Annotated in this window: 15 protein-coding genes and 1 other RNA gene; 6 read left to right on the top strand and 10 right to left on the bottom strand. The window is 59.7% G+C overall.

Annotated elements, in window-relative coordinates:
* Positions 1–193: 193 nt before the first annotated feature.
* A complete protein-coding gene (locus tag AAAX77_RS03905) occupies positions 194–640 on the top strand; it encodes a C-GCAxxG-C-C family protein (RefSeq protein ID WP_349104859.1) in 447 nt (148 codons plus the stop codon).
* Between the two features lie 66 nt (positions 641–706).
* On the opposite strand, the gene AAAX77_RS03900 is transcribed toward AAAX77_RS03905, so the two are convergent.
* The 3 genes from AAAX77_RS03900 to rpsA form a co-directional block, all read right to left on the bottom strand.
* Positions 707–1,345, bottom strand: coding sequence for a YigZ family protein (locus AAAX77_RS03900; protein WP_349104858.1), 639 nt, complete (start codon positions 1,343–1,345; stop codon positions 707–709).
* A gap of 331 nt (positions 1,346–1,676) precedes the next feature.
* Positions 1,677–2,038: RNase P RNA component class A (rnpB, locus tag AAAX77_RS03895), an RNA gene on the bottom strand.
* 324 nt (positions 2,039–2,362) lie between these two features.
* A complete protein-coding gene (gene rpsA, locus AAAX77_RS03890) occupies positions 2,363–3,529 on the bottom strand; it encodes a 30S ribosomal protein S1 (protein WP_022095232.1) in 1,167 nt (388 codons plus the stop codon).
* 315 nt (positions 3,530–3,844) lie between these two features.
* On the opposite strand from rpsA, the gene AAAX77_RS03885 reads away from it, so the two are divergent.
* Positions 3,845–4,603 carry an HAD family hydrolase gene (locus tag AAAX77_RS03885; RefSeq protein ID WP_349104856.1) on the top strand — a complete coding sequence of 253 codons (759 nt, stop codon included), beginning with the start codon at positions 3,845–3,847 and terminating at the stop codon, positions 4,601–4,603.
* Positions 4,604–4,792: 189 nt separating this feature from the next.
* Here AAAX77_RS03885 and AAAX77_RS03880 read toward each other — a convergent pair whose 3' ends face one another.
* The gene (locus AAAX77_RS03880) at positions 4,793–6,112 is read right to left on the bottom strand and encodes an L-serine ammonia-lyase, iron-sulfur-dependent, subunit alpha (RefSeq protein ID WP_349104854.1); all 1,320 of its coding nucleotides are present in this window, start codon (positions 6,110–6,112) and stop codon (positions 4,793–4,795) included.
* A 271-nt stretch (positions 6,113–6,383) separates the two neighbouring features.
* Here AAAX77_RS03880 and rpiB point away from each other — a divergent pair, with 271 nt between their 5' ends.
* Positions 6,384–6,851: a ribose 5-phosphate isomerase B gene (rpiB, locus tag AAAX77_RS03875; RefSeq protein WP_349104853.1), complete on the top strand. Its 468-nt coding sequence runs from the start codon at positions 6,384–6,386 to the stop codon at positions 6,849–6,851.
* A gap of 151 nt (positions 6,852–7,002) precedes the next feature.
* Here rpiB and ndk read toward each other — a convergent pair whose 3' ends face one another.
* From ndk to AAAX77_RS03855, 4 genes are all read right to left on the bottom strand, one after another.
* Complete coding sequence (gene ndk / locus AAAX77_RS03870; protein WP_006234152.1) at positions 7,003–7,407, bottom strand: nucleoside-diphosphate kinase; 405 nt, start codon at positions 7,405–7,407, stop codon at positions 7,003–7,005.
* A 384-nt stretch (positions 7,408–7,791) separates the two neighbouring features.
* Entirely contained in the window at positions 7,792–9,222 is a 1,431-nt protein-coding gene (gene argH, locus AAAX77_RS03865; RefSeq protein ID WP_349104851.1) for an argininosuccinate lyase, read from the bottom strand.
* A 118-nt stretch (positions 9,223–9,340) separates the two neighbouring features.
* The gene (locus AAAX77_RS03860; protein WP_349104849.1) at positions 9,341–9,511 is read right to left on the bottom strand and encodes a hypothetical protein; all 171 of its coding nucleotides are present in this window, start codon (positions 9,509–9,511) and stop codon (positions 9,341–9,343) included.
* 233 nt (positions 9,512–9,744) lie between these two features.
* Entirely contained in the window at positions 9,745–10,971 is a 1,227-nt protein-coding gene (locus tag AAAX77_RS03855; protein WP_035138001.1) for an argininosuccinate synthase, read from the bottom strand.
* 555 nt (positions 10,972–11,526) lie between these two features.
* On the opposite strand from AAAX77_RS03855, the gene AAAX77_RS03850 reads away from it, so the two are divergent.
* Positions 11,527–12,354 (top strand): HAD family hydrolase, encoded by an 828-nt coding sequence (locus tag AAAX77_RS03850; protein WP_349104847.1) that lies wholly within the window; start codon positions 11,527–11,529, stop codon positions 12,352–12,354.
* Positions 12,355–12,627: 273 nt separating this feature from the next.
* Here AAAX77_RS03850 and polA read toward each other — a convergent pair whose 3' ends face one another.
* On the bottom strand, positions 12,628–15,378 hold the full coding sequence (polA, locus tag AAAX77_RS03845; RefSeq protein ID WP_349104845.1) for a DNA polymerase I: 2,751 nt from the start codon (positions 15,376–15,378) through the stop codon (positions 12,628–12,630).
* 166 nt (positions 15,379–15,544) lie between these two features.
* On the opposite strand from polA, the gene AAAX77_RS03840 reads away from it, so the two are divergent.
* Together AAAX77_RS03840 and AAAX77_RS03835 are read left to right on the top strand one after the other, a co-directional pair.
* Positions 15,545–16,942, top strand: coding sequence for an aminopeptidase (locus tag AAAX77_RS03840; RefSeq protein WP_349104843.1), 1,398 nt, complete (start codon positions 15,545–15,547; stop codon positions 16,940–16,942).
* A 103-nt stretch (positions 16,943–17,045) separates the two neighbouring features.
* Positions 17,046–17,855, top strand: a complete 810-nt coding sequence (locus AAAX77_RS03835; protein ID WP_161144724.1) for a YaaA family protein — start codon at positions 17,046–17,048, stop codon at positions 17,853–17,855.
* Between the two features lie 23 nt (positions 17,856–17,878).
* Here AAAX77_RS03835 and AAAX77_RS03830 read toward each other — a convergent pair whose 3' ends face one another.
* Positions 17,879–18,394 carry a hypothetical protein gene (locus AAAX77_RS03830; RefSeq protein WP_349104841.1) on the bottom strand — a complete coding sequence of 172 codons (516 nt, stop codon included), beginning with the start codon at positions 18,392–18,394 and terminating at the stop codon, positions 17,879–17,881.
* Positions 18,395–18,444: the final 50 nt, after the last annotated feature.

The following is an 18,444-nucleotide window of genomic DNA, read 5'->3' as shown; positions in this document are numbered from 1 at the left end:
CACGATACCGCTACCCTGCACCCCTCTCAACCCATCCCCAAGGTAGGTTATGGGACTTATTGATCAGGGGTATTTATCTCAAGCCTTGGGCATTTGCTCGATAGATAAAAATGAGGCATCCATGAAGCTCTCGATGATTACATACCCCGTCACGGGTACCATAGGCGGGTACACCGTAACCAAGGAGACAACGATGAAGCAAATCGATACGGCCCAGCTCGACATCACCGCCTGTCAGGCTCAAGCTGCCGAATACCACGCCCGTGGCTTTAACTGCGCCCAGGCCGTTGCCTGCACGCTCGCACCTGCCGTCGGGCTCGACCCCCAGACCGCCTTTACCCTCGCCGAGGGCTTTGGCGCCGGCATGGGTGGCATGACCGAGACCTGCGGCGCCATTTCGGGCGCTGTTGCCATCATGGGCTTTGTAATGAGCGACGGCATGGAGAACCCCAAGACCAAAGGCCAGACCTACAAGCTGTCGCGCGAGATTGCCAAGCGATTTGGCGAGAAGAACACGACGACCGTCTGCGGCACGCTCAAGGGCATCGGATCGGATAAAGGTCCGCTCCGCAGCTGCCCCGGCTGCATCGACGATGCCGTCGAGATCGCCTGCGATGTGCTAAAGCAGCTCGCCGAGTAAACGGCAGCAACATAAAACGACGGCTGGCGCGCTTGGGATATATCCAAAGCGCGCCAGCCGTCGCCGTTAGAACTCTGCAAATTCGGGAGCGCCGACCTCAATCTCCTCACGCCCCGCCATAAGCTCGCGCATCTTAGCGCAAAACGGCTCCTGCTCCCCCGCTTTGAACACCAAATGAATCGTCACGGTATCCGCGTAATCGGTATCCGAAACCTTGGCACCCGAATCCTGCGCCAAACGAAGCACCTGCTCATACTGCGGATAGGCCACATGCACGTCAACAGGCACGACACTCGTCATCTCGACAATCTGCCCGGCCTCCCGAGCAGCTGCCACCGCCGCCTGCGTCGCCGCAGTATAGGCGCGCACCAAGCCACCAGGTCCCAACAGCGTGCCACCAAAATAGCGCGTCACCACGCAGCAAACATTTTTGAGCTCTGCGCCGCGCAACACCTCGAGCGTCGGCATACCGCTCGTGCGGCTCGGCTCACCATCATCGCTCTGGCGCTCGCGTCCATCGACTAAAATCCACGCGGGAACATTGTGTCGAGCGTCGTAATGACGCTTGCGAACCATCTCGATAAAGGCATTCGCCTCATCCTCGGACTCAATATGGACCAGCTGGGCAATAAACCGGCTCTTGCGGTCCACAAACTCGCCCGAAGCCTCAATATTCGATTGCAGAGTAAAATAGCTGTCCAACAAAGCCCCTCAAACACAAGCAAAGCAACAAACAGCCTCAATAATAAGGCAAAGCCCGTACCGTTAGCCCCAGTAAATAGAACGGCAACGTCAATGACCAGGCAAAGACAGCGAGACGGCGTCAGCTGAGTCGATTTGGCCCGAAAGAGGAGGGAGCACGCCTTATGGCGGCGACCGACGAATGAGCGCCAAATCGGCCAGCTGACGCCGTCGAAGGCGAGAACCCGTCAGCGCGAGCAAGGTGCCTTGAAAGACGAGGGCATTGACCTTATGGTCATGCCCGAAGGCTTGTAAGGCAGATTGCCGCGCTGACGGGTTCGCAGCGTCAACATAGTTGCCAAGTGGGCCTGTAAGCCGGGTTCTGTCGTGAACGGTCATTTATCTTGTCTGCACGTTACCATGCAGCTCCACGCACGCTACCCGAACGCGGACCGGGCCGGCCCATAGCGTTCCTATTCGCGCTTGCTCCGGATGGGGCTTGCCAAGCCGTCGTGTTGCCACGACGCTGGTGGTCTCTTACACCACCGTTTCAGCTTTTCCCTTTACGCCTTGCGGCGCAGGTGGGAGTCTTCTTTTCTGCGGCGCTTTCCGTCGGATCACTCCGCCCGGCCGTTAGCCGGCATCCCGCCCTCTGGAGCCCGGACTTTCCTCACGCGTGCTGCAAGCAGCACATCGCGCGACCGTCTGGCCCACTCAGCAGTGCAAGAGTGTAACACACCGTTGCCGCAGGCAATGGCACAACGCAAACGCTCGACACGATAAACCAAGAACCGCCATGCGCTACAATGGTCCTGTCGATGGGCAACGTCGTCAGTCGAGACTCGACCGCGCTCCACACCCCTCCGTCTACTCGGTGTGTTCCCGCCTCCTCCCCGAGGCGGGATGTCGGCATTTTTCATGCACTGACAACCCAATAGCCTGTGGACAGCCCTGGCAGCATTGCGTACCTCGGCTGCAAATGCAAAAAGGGACCCGTCCATTGCGGACGGATCCCTTAAAACAAGTGATCGTCAAACCGATTTATTCGGCGTCGGTCTCCTCGTCCTTCTTCTCGGAAGGAAGCGGGGTAACCTCGATCTCGACACCCAGAGTCTCAGCAGCGGACTTCATGGACAGGGAGATACGACGACGGTCGAGGTCGATCTCCATGACCTTGACCTGAACCTTGTCGCCCACGTGGGTGACCTGAGAAGGCTGGTCGACGTGCTTGTTGGCCATCTCGGAGATGTGCACCAGGCCCTCGATGCCCTCGCCCAGATCGACGAAAGCGCCGAACGGGACAAGCTTGGTCACAGTGCCCTCGACGATAGCGCCGACGGGGTACTTCTTGACCAGTGCGCGCCACGGATCCTCGGTGGTCTGCTTGAGACCAAGGGAGATACGCTCGCGGTTGAGGTCGACGTCGAGAACCTCGACCTCGACCTCCTGGCCGACCTTGACAACCTCGGAAGGATGGTTGACGTGGTTCCAGGAGAGCTCGGAAATGTGGATGAGGCCGTCGATACCGCCGAGGTCGACGAAGGCGCCGAAGTCGACGATGGAGGAAACGGTGCCCTGGAGACGCATGCCAGACTTGAGCTTGGACAGGATCTCGGAGCGCTCGGCCTTACGGGACTCCTCGAGCACGACGCGACGGGAGAGGACGACGTTGTTGCGGTTGCGGTCCATCTCGATGACGCGAGCCTCGATGCGGGTGCCCATGTAGGAGGTGAGGTCCTTGACGCGACGGAGGTCGACGAGGGAAGCGGGCAGGAAGCCACGCAGGCCGATGTCGAGGATCAGGCCGCCCTTGACAACCTCGATAACCTCGCCCTCGACGTTCTCGCCGGAGTTGAACTTCTCCTCGATGCGGTTCCAAGCACGCTCGTACTCGGCACGCTTCTTGGACAGGACCAGACGACCGTCCTTGTCCTCCTTCTGGAGAACCAGAGCCTCGATGGGATCACCGAGTGCAACGATGTCTGCAGGGTTAGCGTCCTTGCGGATGGACAGCTCGCGGACCGGGATAACGCCCTCGGACTTGAATCCGATGTCAACGAGCACCTCGTCATGCTCGATCTTAACGACAGTGCCGTTAACGAGATCGCCCTCATCAAAGTCGGTAATCGTACCGTCGATGAGGTTGTTCATCTCCTCCTCGTTGACATCGTCAAGAGAGAAAATGGACGAGTTCTGAATCTCACTCAAAGGTGGACCCCTTTCGAACTACGGGGCCCCGATTGCTAGGACCTACAGAAGGGTGCGACAAGCACACAACGTTTAGGAACACTCGGGAGCCGACAGATACTAATGTGACGCTTATGCAATCACGTTCGTATAGGTTACGGGGAAATGAGTTCGATTTCAAGCGTGAACTGCGATTTTTTACTCGTGTGGAGACTTTTTCGTAATCTTATGAACACTCGTCTCCGCAACTTGACGATAACCAGCCAGGCATTCGGCTTTGGGGTAAAGTATCCGGAGCCAACGATTCTAGATCGATTTTTCGAGAAAGGTGCCCGCGTGCTCAAAGCAGTCGTTTTCGATATGGACGAAACGCTTCTTAGCATCAACCTTAACGCGTTCATCCTTCGCTATTTTAAGGATGTCTCTTCGATGCTCGCGGATATCGGGCGCCGCAGTCGCGGTGGCACGATGGCACGCCTCGGCACCATCCTGGTCGACCTCAACGCCAATCGCCGCAGCGGCACGGATAACCGCACCAATCTTGAGTTTTACCGCACCGAGGTCGAACGCAGGTGCGGCATCTGCCTCTCCGATCCCATCATCTACGAGGCGTTTACCTACTACGAGCGCGCAGTTCTTCCGTACAAGAATGACGAACTCATCAACGCCCACGCCATGCCGGGCGCACACGCCGCGCTCCAGGCCGTACAGGACGCTGGACTGCGTTGTGCGCTCTTTACCAACCCCAGCTTTCCCCAGGGGGCCATCGAGTGCCGCATGGGCTGGGGCGACCTGGCCGACGCCCCCTTTGAACTCGTGACGCACATGGGAAACGCCACCCGATGCAAGCCCGATGCCACCTACTATCTAGAGCAGCTTCAGGTGATGGGGCTCGAGCCACACGAGGTCCTTATGGTGGGCAACGACCCCAAGCGCGACTTTCCCAGCCCCGCCTGCGGTATTCAAACTGCCTATGTTGGCCAAGGAAAACCGGGACGCGCCACCTGGCGCGGAACCATGGAAGATTTCGCCCACGACTTTAACGCCGTAATCGAAGCCTTCTACGAGCACCAAATAGCCGACGAACTGTCGTAGGACCCCTCCCTCGCTCCAAAAAAGCGCCACAGGTTGAGCATAAGTCAGCGAAAACGCCCCTAAGCGAGCAATGTGCCTTGAAAGAGGAGGGCATAGGCCTTCTGGCCATGCCCGACGATTGAAAGGTAGATTGCCGCTTAGGGGCGTTTGCAGCGTCGACCGGTTACGCGGTTTGGTAAAACCGCGTAACTAACAAACCTGGGTTTTACCGATCATGATGTTGAGGATCTCGATGTCGGTGTCTTTCATGCCCACGCGGCCTACGTAGCCCATACTAGCGATCGTCTGTTCAACGGTATCCTGGATCAGACCCTCGCCGGCACGGAAGCCGCGGCCCTGCATGGCCATATTGTGGCCCAGAATCGCCGCATCGACGGCAGCGGAAATCTTGGCGGCACAGCTTGCCTTGGCGCCGTCGCACACGATGCCGCCCACGTTGCCAAGCGTATTCGAGACCGTCGCGCCAATCTGCTCGCGCGTGCCACCGCACAGCCAGGTAATCGCAGCGCCGGCGCCGCACGCGGCGCAAATAGCACCGCAAAACGCCGAGAGCGCGCCAATATAGCTCTTGATATGCACGGCGATAAGATCGGACAGCATCACGGCGCGCACCAGGCGCTCGTGGTCGCAGCGCAGGTACTCGGCATACTCCATGACGGGCAATGCGCAGGTAATGCCCTGATTGCCCGAGCCGCACACAATGGCGACCGGCAGTGCGCAGCCGTTCATGCGGGCGTCGGACCCGGCGGCCGCACGGGCACGGGCACGGCAGGCGACGTCATCGGCACGAGCACCCAGCAGCGTACGACCCACCTCGGCGCCCCAAGCGTGCGCGAGGCCCTCGGCACTGATCGCGCCATTCAGCTCAATCTGACGCTCAACGGCAGCGCGGGCTTCCTCAATGTCGCCGTCCTCGATAAAGTCGATGATGGACTCAATCGACATGGGCGTGTCGGCCTTATCCGCCGCCCGCTCGGCCACCACGCGCTCGGCGCATGCGGCACACTCCCCCGCTGACTTGCCGCATACCGGAATACCGTCGAGCGTATGGCACGTGACGTTGGTGTGGTGATCGGTAATCTCGACGACCGCGGTATGGCCCCCGGCCGTCGCAGTCACCTTGATGTAGAGGTTGGGCACGCCCTCGACAAGCGACACATCGCAGTAGTCGGCGTCGGCGAGGAGCTCGGCCACGCGTGCACGGTCTTCATCGTCAACGCTCTCGAGCACCTCGAGCGCGCTCTTAGCGTCGCCGCCCACGGCACCCAGCACGGCTGCGGCCTCAATACCGTGCATACCGCCCGAGTTGGGCACGGTCACGCTCTTGACGTTCTTGATGATGTTGCCCGAGCAGGCAACATCCATATGATCGGGCTCGCAACCGAGCGTCTGGCTCGCCAGCGCTGCTGCATAGGCAACGGCAATAGGCTCGGTACAGCCGAGCGCGCAGACAAGCTCGCGGTTCAAAACATCGCAAAACGCGGCATCACGGATGGAATCGATAGGCATAGGTATCTCCTGCTTGCATAACGGGCTGGGCTCTTAATAATAATTAGCTCTTTTATTTGATAACAATGCATCAAAAACCGCAACCCAGGTTCCGGTAGACGGCATTCAGGCGCAAACTGACGGCATTCATTCATGAGAAAACGGTCTTGTTGCATGCTAAAGCGTTTGACCAAAAAACGCCCAAGCGTTTACACAAAAGTCGCGCTATCATGCAGTCGAACGCGGTAAAACCTTTAGCAATTCCGCCGCACGGACCAGAGAGGAACCACTCATGAAGATTGGTATCGGTAACGACCACGCCGCCGTCGAGCTCAAGAACATCATTTCCGAGCACCTGAAGGAGCGCGGCTGCGAGGTCTTGAACTTTGGCACCGACACCTCCGAGAGCTTTGACTACCCCATCGCCGGCTACAAGGTGGGTAAGGCCGTTGCCAACGGCGACGTCGACCTGGGCATCCTGATCTGCGGCACCGGCGTCGGGATTAGCCTGGCTGCTAACAAGGTAGAGGGCGTGCGCGCCGTCGTGTGCTCCGAGCCCTTCAGCGCCAAGCTCTCCCGCATGCACAACAATACCAACGTGCTCGCTTTTGGCGCCCGCGTCGTGGGCTCCGAGCTCGCCAAGATGATCGTCGACGAGTGGCTCGACGCCGAGTTTGAGGGTGGTCGTCACGAGCGTCGCGTTAACCTCCTCAACGAGATCGATCACACGCGCGCCCTTAAGATCGTCGACGAAGCCTAAACTATTCAGTGCCACAAGCTAACAGCAGGGGCCCGCTCGGAACACATGTCCGAGCGGGCCCCTGCATAGATTTTGGAATAAAAGGGCGCCGCGGATGGAGTTCCGCGGCGCCCAAGCCACACGCTAACAGCTTTAAGGAGTCAAAGCTGGTTTAGCCAAAGAAGCGCTTGATCTCAATCTCGGCGTTCTCCAGGCAGTCGGAGCCGTGGATCACGTTGGCGTTGACATCGACGGCAAAGTCGCCGCGGATGGTGCCGGGGGCAGCGTCAAGCGGGTTGGTAGCGCCCATGAGGGTGCGCATCTTAGCAACAGCGGAGAGACCGGAAACGACCATCTTGACGACCGGACCGCTCGTCATAAAGTCGCAGAGACCGCCAAAGAAGGGCTTGTCGGCCAGATGGGCGTAGTGCTCCTCGACGGTAGCGCGCTCGAGCGTGGTCATCTCCATGCGCTCGATGACAAGGCCGCTGCGCTCAATGCGAGCAACGATCTCGCCGATCTTGCGGTCGCGCACGGCGTCGGGCTTAATCATGATGAAGGTCTTCTCGATAGCCATAAAAGTAGCCTTTCAAGTAGGTTCGCGCGTGCCCAAGTCCCATTCCGGCACCCGCCTGGACTGCATCGTAACAGAGTTTTAGCTGCAGTTAAACAAAAAGCTGTTTATTGAAACGTTGCAATTTATTAAAGCGCTCCATATGTGTCACTTCTGTTTCGAAGCCCGATTAGAGTACCATCCGACCGCCCATCAACCGCATCGAACAGAGCAGGCGGTCGGTTGCCGCCCGCGAACGTAACCCCTTCACAACCTGCCCAAAGGTCCTACAGAAGTTCTCGACAAGCCCCTCCCCCATAGCAACAAAATACGGCGCCCACATCAGCAGGCGCCCGTAAAGTGAAAACGATTTATCAATACATGGCCAAAACGGCTTCAGCCAAATCCCTACTTTACCCCGTGGCCCATCTCGACGACCTTAGTCAGCGATCCAAACACGCCCTCGTCGGCCACGAGCTGCGCCTCGGCACGCTGCAGCTGCACGGCAACGGCGGCAGGGGCGGTGCCGCCCTCGGTCGTGCGCGCGGCGACAATCGACGGGATGTCGAGCGCCTCGGTAATGTCGTGCTCAAAGAGCGGGCTTGCCTCCTGGAACACCTCAAACGGCAGGTCCTCAAGATTGCAGCCGCGCTTCTCACACATCAGTACCAGATGCCCCACCACGGCATGTGCCTCGCGGAACGGCAGACCACGCTTAGCCAGGTAATCGGCAACATCGGTGGCGGCAAGGTGACCCACGCCGCACTCGCGCGCCATGGCATCCTCGTTGACGGTCCAAGTCGAAATCATACCGGCCATAACCGACAGGCACTGCATGAGCGTATGAGCGGTATCAAGCGCGCCCTCCTTGTCCTCCTGCAAATCCTTGTTATAAGCAAGCGGCAGGCCCTTCATGGTCACGAGCAGCTGCACCAGGCTGCCATACACACGGCCGCTCTTGCCGCGAATAAGCTCGGCAAAGTCGGGATTCTTCTTCTGCGGCATGATAGACGAGCCGGTGGAGTAGGAATCAGAAAGCGTGATAAAGCCAAATTCGGAGCTCGACCACAGCACGATCTCCTCGGAAAGACGCGACAGGTGCATCGCCATGACGGATCCGGCGTAATGCAGATCGAGCAGGAAATCACGGTCGGAAACCGCATCGAGCGAGTTGGGAATCACGCCCGCAAAACCAAGTTCGGCAGCCGTCATCTGGCGATCGAGCGGATAGCTCGTACCGGCAAGCGCGGCAGCACCCAGCGGGCAGTTGTCGGCGGCATCAAAGGCGGCCTTCAGGCGCGTAAAGTCGCGCGCGAACATCCAGGAATACGCCAGCAGATGATGCGACAGCAGCACGGGCTGAGCGTGCTGCATGTGTGTGTAGCCCGGCAAAATCACCTTGTCGTACTTCTTAGCCGCATCCACCAGCACATGGCGCAGCTCTAGATTGGCCTCCATGAGCTCCTTGGCCAGCGCCTTGACGCCCAGGCGTGTGTCGGTCGCCACCTGGTCGTTGCGCGAACGTCCGGTATGCAAGCGCTTGCCAGCCTCGCCGATGCGACGCGTCAGCTCGCTCTCGATGGACATATGAATGTCCTCGTCGTTGATATCGAAGGTGAAGTTGCCGGCATCGATATCCTGTTCGATTCCGGTCAGGCCCTTGGCAATCGCCTGCTCGTCCTCGGCACTGATGATGCCCTGGGCCGCCAGCATTTTGGCATGCGCCTTAGAGCCGGCGATATCCTGCTTATAGAGATGTTTGTCGACCGGCAGCGACGCGCCAAACTCCTGCGTGACCTCGGCCACGCCCGCCTCAAAACGACCGCCCCAAAGAGCCATGGAACCGTCTCCTTTCTCCAAATACCAAAACAAGCGTCCAAAGCAATGTGCCCTGTCGCTAAAGCGATTTATCAACCGCTAGTTTTACACACTCCCTGCCGCGCGCGGGGCCATGTGGCTAATTTGCAAAGAAGTGACGCACCATGCACTTGGCGCCCAACGTCTCCCTCCGGATGTTGCCCTGCGAACCATCGATCCAGGCCTTCAGGCTCATAGGAACGTCCTCGACCCTTGCAGCATCGAACTCGGGCGCGAGGGCAAGCAAAGCATGCGCGATAGCATTGAACATAATGGATACTCCTCATATATATAGGCACAGAGCCGCCAAATTGATAGAAGGAGCCCCGCCGGACAACCCCGGCGGGGCTCGGACTCAGCCGCAGACGCGGCATCATATATGCGGGCGGAACGTAGGGGCCACCGATGTTAAGAAGTGTCAGCAAGCATAACGAAAGGTAGGGACCCCGTGCGCCCGTTATGTATCACGCGGATGGGCCGCGCGGATACCAAGGGAAGGAGGCGCTAGGCCTGGGCGGCCGCAGAGCTGGGGCCCTGGACCTTTGCCCACGTCTTGAGCGACAGCGTATCGATCTCGATAAAGCCGGCGCTGGCCTTCTCGTCAAACGTGGTGTCGCGGTCGTAGGTAGCCAGACCGTAGTCGTAGAGGCTGAAAGGGCTCTTGCGGCCGACGACATGGCAGTTGCCCTTAAAGAACTTCAGACGGACAGTGCCGGTCACGAACTTCTGGGTGTCAGCCATAAAGGCGTCGAGCGCGTTTTTGAGCGGGCTGTACCACTGGCCGTTGTACACGGCGGTGGCCCAATCCTGCTCGAGCTTAATCTTGGTCTTGAGCAGGTCGCCCTCGACGCAGATGTCCTCGAGCGCCTTGTGGGCGGTGATGAGCGTCAGGGCGCCGGGAACCTCGTAGCACTCGCGGCTCTTAAGGCCCACCAGGCGATCCTCGACCAGATCGAGACGGCCAAAGCCATTGTCGCCGGAGATCTTGTTGAGGGCGATGACGATCTCGGAGAGCTTCATCTTCTTGCCGTCGACGGCGACGGGCTTGCCGGCCTCAAACTCAATCTCGGTGTAGGTCGGGGTGTCCGGCGTGTCCTCGGGGTTCTTGGTCATAACCCAAGCGTCGTCGAGCGGCTCGTTCCAGGGATCCTCCAGGTGACCGCACTCAATGGCACGACCCCACAGGTTGTCGTCGATGGAGTAGGGGTTGTCGTTGGCACCCTCGGGAACCGGCACGTTGTGAGCGTGGGCATAGGCAACCTCGTCGGGACGGCACTTCAGATCCCACTCGCGCACCGGGGCGATAACCTTGAGCTCGGGGTCGAGGGCCTTGACGGCGGCCTCAAAACGGACCTGGTCGTTACCCTTGCCGGTGCAGCCGTGGGCGACGTAGGTCGCGCCAAACTCGTGAGCGACCTCGACGAGCTTCTTGGCGAGCAGCGGGCGAGAAAGAGCCGAGAGCAGCGGATACTTGTTCTCGTACATGGAGTTTGCGGCGATGGCCTTAGTCAGGAACTCATCAGAGAACTCGTCGCGCAGGTCGAGCACCTGGCAATCGAGAACGCCCAGGTCGAGTGCCTTCTGCTTCTTGGCATCCAGTCCGGTCTCTTCCTGGCCCACGTTGCCGCAGACACAAACGACATCGAGATTCTTCTCGTCCTGGAGCCACTTGACACATACGGATGTATCAAGACCACCGGAATATGCGAGAACGACTTTTTCCTTGCTCATGGCTGTTTCCTTTCGCCCTTGGTAGCTAGTTAGAACATCGGTCAGTTGCAAGTCACCTTGAGGTCAAAAACCGTGCAATATCAGGTTATTCAGCAGAATGCATCACAGGCATGCCCTAGAAACATGCGGCTATGTCGTGCTTAAAACCCAACGACCTCAAAATGACTCTGTTGAGGCATTGCGCCCCATGCGGACAGAGACGATTGTTGTCGTCGTCGGGAAATTGCGCGCTGGCGTCGGATGGCATTGTCTGCAGTGGTGATGATCTTTACGAACTGCATCTGCCTCTCCTTTCACCTATCGCCGGGCGCAATTCAAATATCGCAAACGGTACCTTTTCCTCGGTAAGCGGTTGTTTTTCCGTCTCCGTTTTCGATGGTCGCTATATTACGCTAAAGTGCCCGCAGCACAAGCGACAAATTCAAATTTCTGAAAAGTTTTTTCATTACTTTGTGAAGCGTGGTGCAAATACGCTCCGTTCCTGCGAAAATACGCCCGACTACGAATTGATGGTTATAACGTCTGAAACAATCTCGAAACGAAAGGCTCGCTTTTATGCAAACTTACGAATCGGACGCCAATATCGGAAACATTAAGATTCTCGCCGTCGACATGGACAAGACGCTGCTGACCGACGAGCGCGTGCTGCCCCAGGGTCTTGATGAGCGCCTAGACAAGCTCGCCGACGCCGGCATCGTATTCTGCCCCGCCAGCGGACGTCCCGCCCCCAAGCTCGAGGAGATGTTCGAGGGCATCAAAAACCGCCTCGCCTTTTGTCCCGACAACGGAGCGTGCGTGATCTATCGCGGCAGCTATATCTATAAGAGCAATATTGACGTGGAGCTGTATCAGCAGGTCTTGAGCCGTGCCTCGGAGGATCCGCGCGCTGTCCCCGTCCTTTGCTGCTTCGACGAGTTCTACGTGCTTGCCCGCGACCATCAATACCAAGACGAGATCAGCGTCTACTACAACACAATCAACTACGTCGACAGCTTTGATGGCATTGATTTCGAGTCCAACAAGATTTCGGTCTTCTTCCCCGGCTACGACGCCGAGCCCGCGTTTCGCGAGACCTATAGCCCCGAGTTCTCGGACAAGCTCTACGTCACCAACGCCGGACGCGAGTGGATCGACTTTATGAACCTGGGCGTCGACAAGGGCGCCGGCGTCGCGCACCTGTGCGAGCACTTGGGCATCGATATTGCCGACGCCGCCGCCGTGGGCGATACGTACAACGACATCCCCATGCTGGAGCGCGTCGGTCACAGCTTTATCGTAGACAATGCCGAGGAGCACATGAACGCGCACGCCAAGTGGCGCATTCCGAGCAACAACGACGGGGGCGTACTGACGCTCATCGACGCCATCCTGGCGGCTCGGTAACCGTCCCATCGGGCCTGGCCGGGCGGCACGGGTTAACTTTTCGCTCGGTCAGGTCCTGCGCAAGACGAAAGCCACATTAAGTGGCTTTCTTTGCGTGCGGAATCTACGAAAAGTTAACCCGTGCCGCCCGGCCAGGCCCTAGGTTTACTTACCTGCCGCCAAGATGGCGTCTTGGCGTCTAGATACTTGGCTGATTTTTCGGAATGAAGGGGGCTCCTTGTTGGCAAGGAGCCCCCTTCTGCTTTTGGCTACTTTGGGGTTGTTAGTACGTCTTTATTTGGCATCGGCCCAGGTTATGCCGGTGCTGGCTTCGGCGATCAACGGTACGCGGAGGTCTACTACGTGTTCCATGACGTCGCGGACCATGGTGGTCAGGCGCTCGACTTCATCGGTGGGGCACTCAAAGTCCAGTTCGTCGTGCACCTGCAGAATCATATGGGCGGCAAAGCCTTCTTCTTCCAGGCGGCGGCTTACGCGGGCCATCGCGATCTTGATGATGTCGGCGGCGGTTCCCTGCATGGGGTGGTTCATGGCCGTGCGCTCGCCAAAGCCGCGGAGCTGCGGGTTTTTGGCCTTGAGCTCCGGAATATGACGACGGCGGCCGTACATGGTCTCGGCGTAGCCCGTCTGCTTGGCGCGCGCCACCACGTTGTCGAGGAACGTACGCACACCCGGGTAGGCCTCGTAGTAGCGATCGATCATATCGCGCGCCTCGGCCATCGAGATATGCAGCGACTGCGACAGACCGTAGGCCTGCTGGCCGTACACGATGCCAAAGTTCACGGCCTTGGCGCGGCTGCGCAGGTCGGGCGTCACCTCGGACACCGGCACGCCAAACACGCGCGCAGCCGTCTCGGCGTGGAAGTCCTCGCCCTCGTTAAAGGCGCGCACCAAGTGCTCGTCACCCGAGAGATGCGCCAGCAGACGCAGCTCGATCTGCGAGTAGTCCACCGCCAAAAAGACGCTTCCCTCGCCTGCCGAAAACGCCGTCTTGACGGTACGACCCAGCTCCGAGCGCGTCGGGATGTTCTGCAGGTTCGGGTCGCTCGAGGACAGACGTCCCGTTGCCGTGATGGTCTGGTTGTACGTAGTGTGTACGCGACCGTCACCACGGCGTAGCGGGCCCAGAGTGTCCAGATAGGTGGACTTGATCTTAGACTTCTCACGCCAGTCCAAGATCAGACGCACGATTTCGTGGTCACGCGCAAGGTCGCTCAGCACCTTGGCGTTGGTCGAATAATAGCCGCGCTTGGTCTTTTTGAGACCCTTGGTCGGAAGCCCCATTACATCAAAGAGCACGTGCGACAGCTGCATGGGACTGCCGATGTTAAAGGTCTCATCACCGGCAAGGTCGCGAATGCTTCGCTCGACCTCGGTGATCTGGGTCGCCAGGCCCTCGGACAGACTGCGCAGCCGATCGGGATCCACGAGCATGCCCGCGCGCTCCATCTTGGCAAGCACCGGCACGAGTGGCATCTCGATGCCATCGAACACGTTGGCGGCGTTCTCGCGGGCCATGCGGTCGCGCAGCGGTGCGACCAGCGCCAGCGTCAAGGCCGCCGTGCGAGCGGCGGGTGCAGGAGCGTCCTCGCCGGCACCCTCTGCACCGCGCGCCGCAGGCAGCGACATCTGCAGATAGGTATCGGCCAGATATGCCTCATCGAACTCGGAGCGATCGGAATCCAGCAGATAGGCAGCGACCACGGTATCGAAGATACGCGTGGAATCGGCAGCGAGCGGATCCATGAGCTCGGGCTCAGAAGAATCGATGGGCGAAAGCTCATGCAGCAGCGCTTTCATATCCGGGCTCGCCACGCGGCCCGCCACAAACAGGCGCGCAAGCACGCCGGCAATCACGCCGTGGGCGAAGTTGAAGCCCTCAGTCTCAGCCGCCGCACAGCTGTCGCCCTCCTCGAGCGCGAACAGACCCTTGGACGTCGCCAACCACAGCATGCGCGTCAGTCCAAAGAGCGCGCCCTCTTCCTTGTCGTCGTCCACCACGGCGGCGACCCACTCGCCCGCCTCGATCGCACGCGAAACCTCGGACGCCACGGCAGCAAGCGCCTCGGCATCGCCGGCAGCGGTGCGCTCAATCGTGGGCATCTCAAACGTTCTAGCAGCGGCAGCAGCCCCGCCCTCGCCGCCGATCAGCGCCAAGAAACGGTTCTGCATGGCGGTGATACCAAGCGTACCCAGCGCCGCGGAAACCTCATCGGCAGAAAACGCCGGGAAGGACGTCGCCTCAAAGTCGAGCTCGACGGGCGCATCGGTGCGAATTGTCGCAACCTTGCGGCTCAGTAGTGCGTCATCGATGTGTGCACGCAGGTTCTCGCCCATCTTGCCCTTGACCTCGTCGGCATGCGCGATGACTTCGTCCAGGCTACCGTACTTCGCAATGAGCGCACTCGCCTTTTTGGGACCGATGCCCGGTACACCGGGGATGTTGTCGGACGTATCGCCCTTTAGACCGTAAAAATCGGGCACGAGCGCCGGCGTAATGCCGTGATACAGGTCGTCCACGCTCTCGGGCGTCATGATCGCCACGTCAGACAGGCCCTTGCGGGTCGAGACCACGTTGACGTGCTCGGTCACGAGTTGATACATGTCGCGGTCGCCGGTCACCAGTAGCATGTCGCAGCCGGCCTGCTCGCCCAGGCGCGCCATGGTTCCCAGGATATCGTCGCCTTCCCAGCCCTCGGACTGCAGAATCGGCACGTTGAGCGCGGCGAGCAGCTCCTTAATCATAGGAAACTGCGCATGCAGGTCGGGATCCATGGGCGGACGCTGCGCCTTGTACTGCGGCAGCATCTCCATACGCACGCGCGGCTTACCCTTGTCAAACGCCACGACCACACCGTCGGGGTTAAAGGCATCAATCATCTTAAGAAACATGTTCAGAAAGCCAAAGATCGCGTTGGTGGGGCGACCGTCCGGCGCGTTCATGGTCGGCGGCACGGCGTGAAAGGCGCGGTGCATGAGCGAGTTGCCGTCGATAACGGCAAAAGTGCGGCGCTTGTCAGACATATTAAATACCTCGCTTTGGGCTGGGCACGGTTTGCTCACTCCAGTTTACACGCTCCCCGCCCCGCGGCCACCTCACATCAAGCTCCCCCGCCACCGTGAGCCCGCGCGTGATACGATGGCTCACGGTACATCAACCAGCACGATCGATCCGAAAGGAGCCTGCGTCATGGAGCGTCCCTGCGCATGGAAAAAGTACACGCCACAGCAAGTCGAGGAGCTCGAGGAGCTTTGCCGCGGCTATAAGCAGTTTTTGAGCGAGAACAAGACCGAGCGCCTGTGCGTCAAGACCGGCATCAAGATGGCCGAGGAGGCGGGATACGTCGACCTGGAGACCGTGATCGCCGAAGGCCGCGAGCTCAAGGCAGGCGACAAGGTGTACGCCGCCAATCACGGCAAGGACCTCATGCTCGTCAACCTGGGCAACGCCCCGCTCGAGCAGGGCTTTAACATCCTGGGCGCCCACGTGGACTCGCCGCGCCTAGACCTTAAGCAGAACCCCGCCTTCGAGGCCGGCGACATGGCCTACCTCGACACGCACTACTACGGTGGCGTCAAGAGCTACCACTGGGTGGCCTCCCCGCTCGCGCTCGTAGGCGTCATCTGCAAAAAGGACGGCACCACCGTCGACATTAATATCGGCGACAAGGCCGACGACCCGGTCTTTACCATCTCCGACCTGCTGATCCATCTCTCGAGCGAGCAGATGGCCAAGCCCGCCAAGGACGCCGTCGACGCCGAGATCCTCGACGTGATCGTGGGCGGCCGTCCCGTCAAGTTCGATGAGGACGACAAGGACGCCCCCAAGGAGCCCGTCAAGCAGATGTTCCTGGACATCCTCAAGGAGCAGTACGACGTCGAGGAGGAGGACTTCCTCTCCGCCGAGATCGAGGTCGTGCCCGCCGGCCCCGCCCGCGACATGGGTCTCGACCGCTCCATGATTCTGGGCTATGGCCACGACGACCGCGTCTGCGCCTATCCGTCCATGCTCGCCCAGATCAATGTGGCCAATGTCGAGCGCACGAGCATCACGCTCATCGTCGACAAGGAGGAGATTGGCTCCGTGGGTGCCACCGGCATGACAAGTCGCTTCTTCGAGAACACCGTCGCCGAGATCATGACGCTCGCCGGCGAGGGCAGCCCGCTGGCCCTGCGCCGCGCGCTCGCCCGCAGCCGTATGCTCTCCTCTGACGTGTCCGCCGGCTTCGACCCGGGCTATGCCGGCAAGTTCGAGACCAAAAACGCCGCCTTTATGGGTCGCGGCCTGTGCTTTAACAAGTACACGGGCAGCCGCGGCAAGGGCGGTTCCAACGACGCTGATGCCGAGTACGTGGCCCTCGTCCGCGACATCATGGACGAGGCCGGCGTGGACTTCCAGACCTGTGAGCTCGGCCGCGTCAACGCGGGCGGCGGCGGCACCATCGCCTACATCATGGCCAAGTACGGCATGAACGTCATCGATTCCGGTGTTGCCGTCCTGTCCATGCACGCCCTGTGGGAGGTCGCCAACAAGGCCGACATCTACGAGGCCTATCGCGGCTACAAGGCCTTCATCGAGCGCGCCTAACCAACCCTTCATCAGTTGCGGTGAAATACGGACTAAACTGGCCCATAAACGGCCAAAACAGACCGTATTCCACCGCAATTTCTTTTTTGGCAGAGGAGAGTTCATGCTGCAGGTCATCATTTCGCCCGCCAAGCAGATGCGCGCGGCCCAAGATGCTTTTGAAGTCCTGGGCATCCCACCCTTTGTGCGCGAGACGGCTCGCCTCCACCGCGCACTGCTAGATATCGAGCGGAATGAAGGCAGCGGCGGCCTGCAGGCGCTGTGGAACGTGAGTGACAAACTGCTGGGGCCTTGCCTCAACACCCTGCATGAGTTCGGGCCCATCCTGAAAAGCGGCGATCTCGACAATCCCGCACTCGCTCGCCACCTCTCCCCTGCCGTCATGTCCTATCACGGCATTCAATACCAGAGCATGGCACCCGAGGTGATGGATTCCGCGCAGCTCGCATGGCTGCAAGACCATCTGTGGATCCTCTCCGGCCTCTACGGGTGCGTTCGTCCCTTTCATGCCGTCGAACCGTATCGGCTGGAGATGGGCGCGAAGCTCGCCGTTGACGATGCCCGAGACCTCTACGCGTTTTGGAGCGACAAGCTCGCGCGGGCTATCGCCCCGGCAGGCTCAAACACCACGATCGTCAACCTCGCCAGCGTAGAGTATGCCAAAGCCGTTCTGCCCCACCTCGCGGGCGACGCCACGGCCGTCACATGCCTCTTTGGCGAGGGTATCCGCAACGGGAAGCCCATCCAACGGTCGACCGCCAGCAAAAAGGCGCGCGGCTCCATGGCGCGGTGGATGGCAGAAAACAAGCTCGAGGATGCAAGCGAACTTACCGCATTCAACATCGGCTATCGACACATCCCCGAGCTTTCAGACAAAAACACCCTGGTTTTCATGAACGCGCAGGCACAATAGACCCGCCGTTTCCAAACACCCCGTTACTCCGCCAAGCCATCGGCCTTTGTAATCTCGCTCGTCGAGCCATCTTGGTAGGTAATCTTAACGTGCTCCACCTCGGATACCGCAGCGCCCGCCGGGGGCTCCAAGCGCCATTCCGTCAGCGCAATGTCCATGGTCGTGGGCACGTCCCCTTGATCTTTGAGCTTCACCGTCAGCGTTTTGAGCGTCGCATCAAACGTCACGCGTTCGATTTCTTCGCCCGGAATAGACCCGCCGCTCAGCTGCAGCTGCACAAACTCGTCGCACGGATACCAATAGTCGCCCGGTGCGGCAACCGTGTTGCCACCAGAATCTTTCATGGTCATAATCGGCAGGCCCTCGTCGGCTTCAAACCCCCAGGTGGCGCCGCCAGGACCGCCGAACGTCCAAATACAAAAGGCAATCACCAGTACGGCAAGCACCGCAAAACCAATCGCGACCAACCCATGGTGCGCACGGCTTTCCTCGGCCGATACATCCCATTGCGTCTCTCGATATAGATGCTTGTCTTCCATGTACGCCTCCCCACAGGCACGCTCGTTAGGCCAATCGTACCCATTCGAGC

Origin of the sequence: Collinsella sp. CLA-ER-H6, from assembly GCF_040092305.1 — a bacterium.
Lineage (GTDB): Bacteria > Actinomycetota > Coriobacteriia > Coriobacteriales > Coriobacteriaceae > Collinsella.
This window is presented reverse-complemented; position numbering and strand designations above follow the sequence as displayed.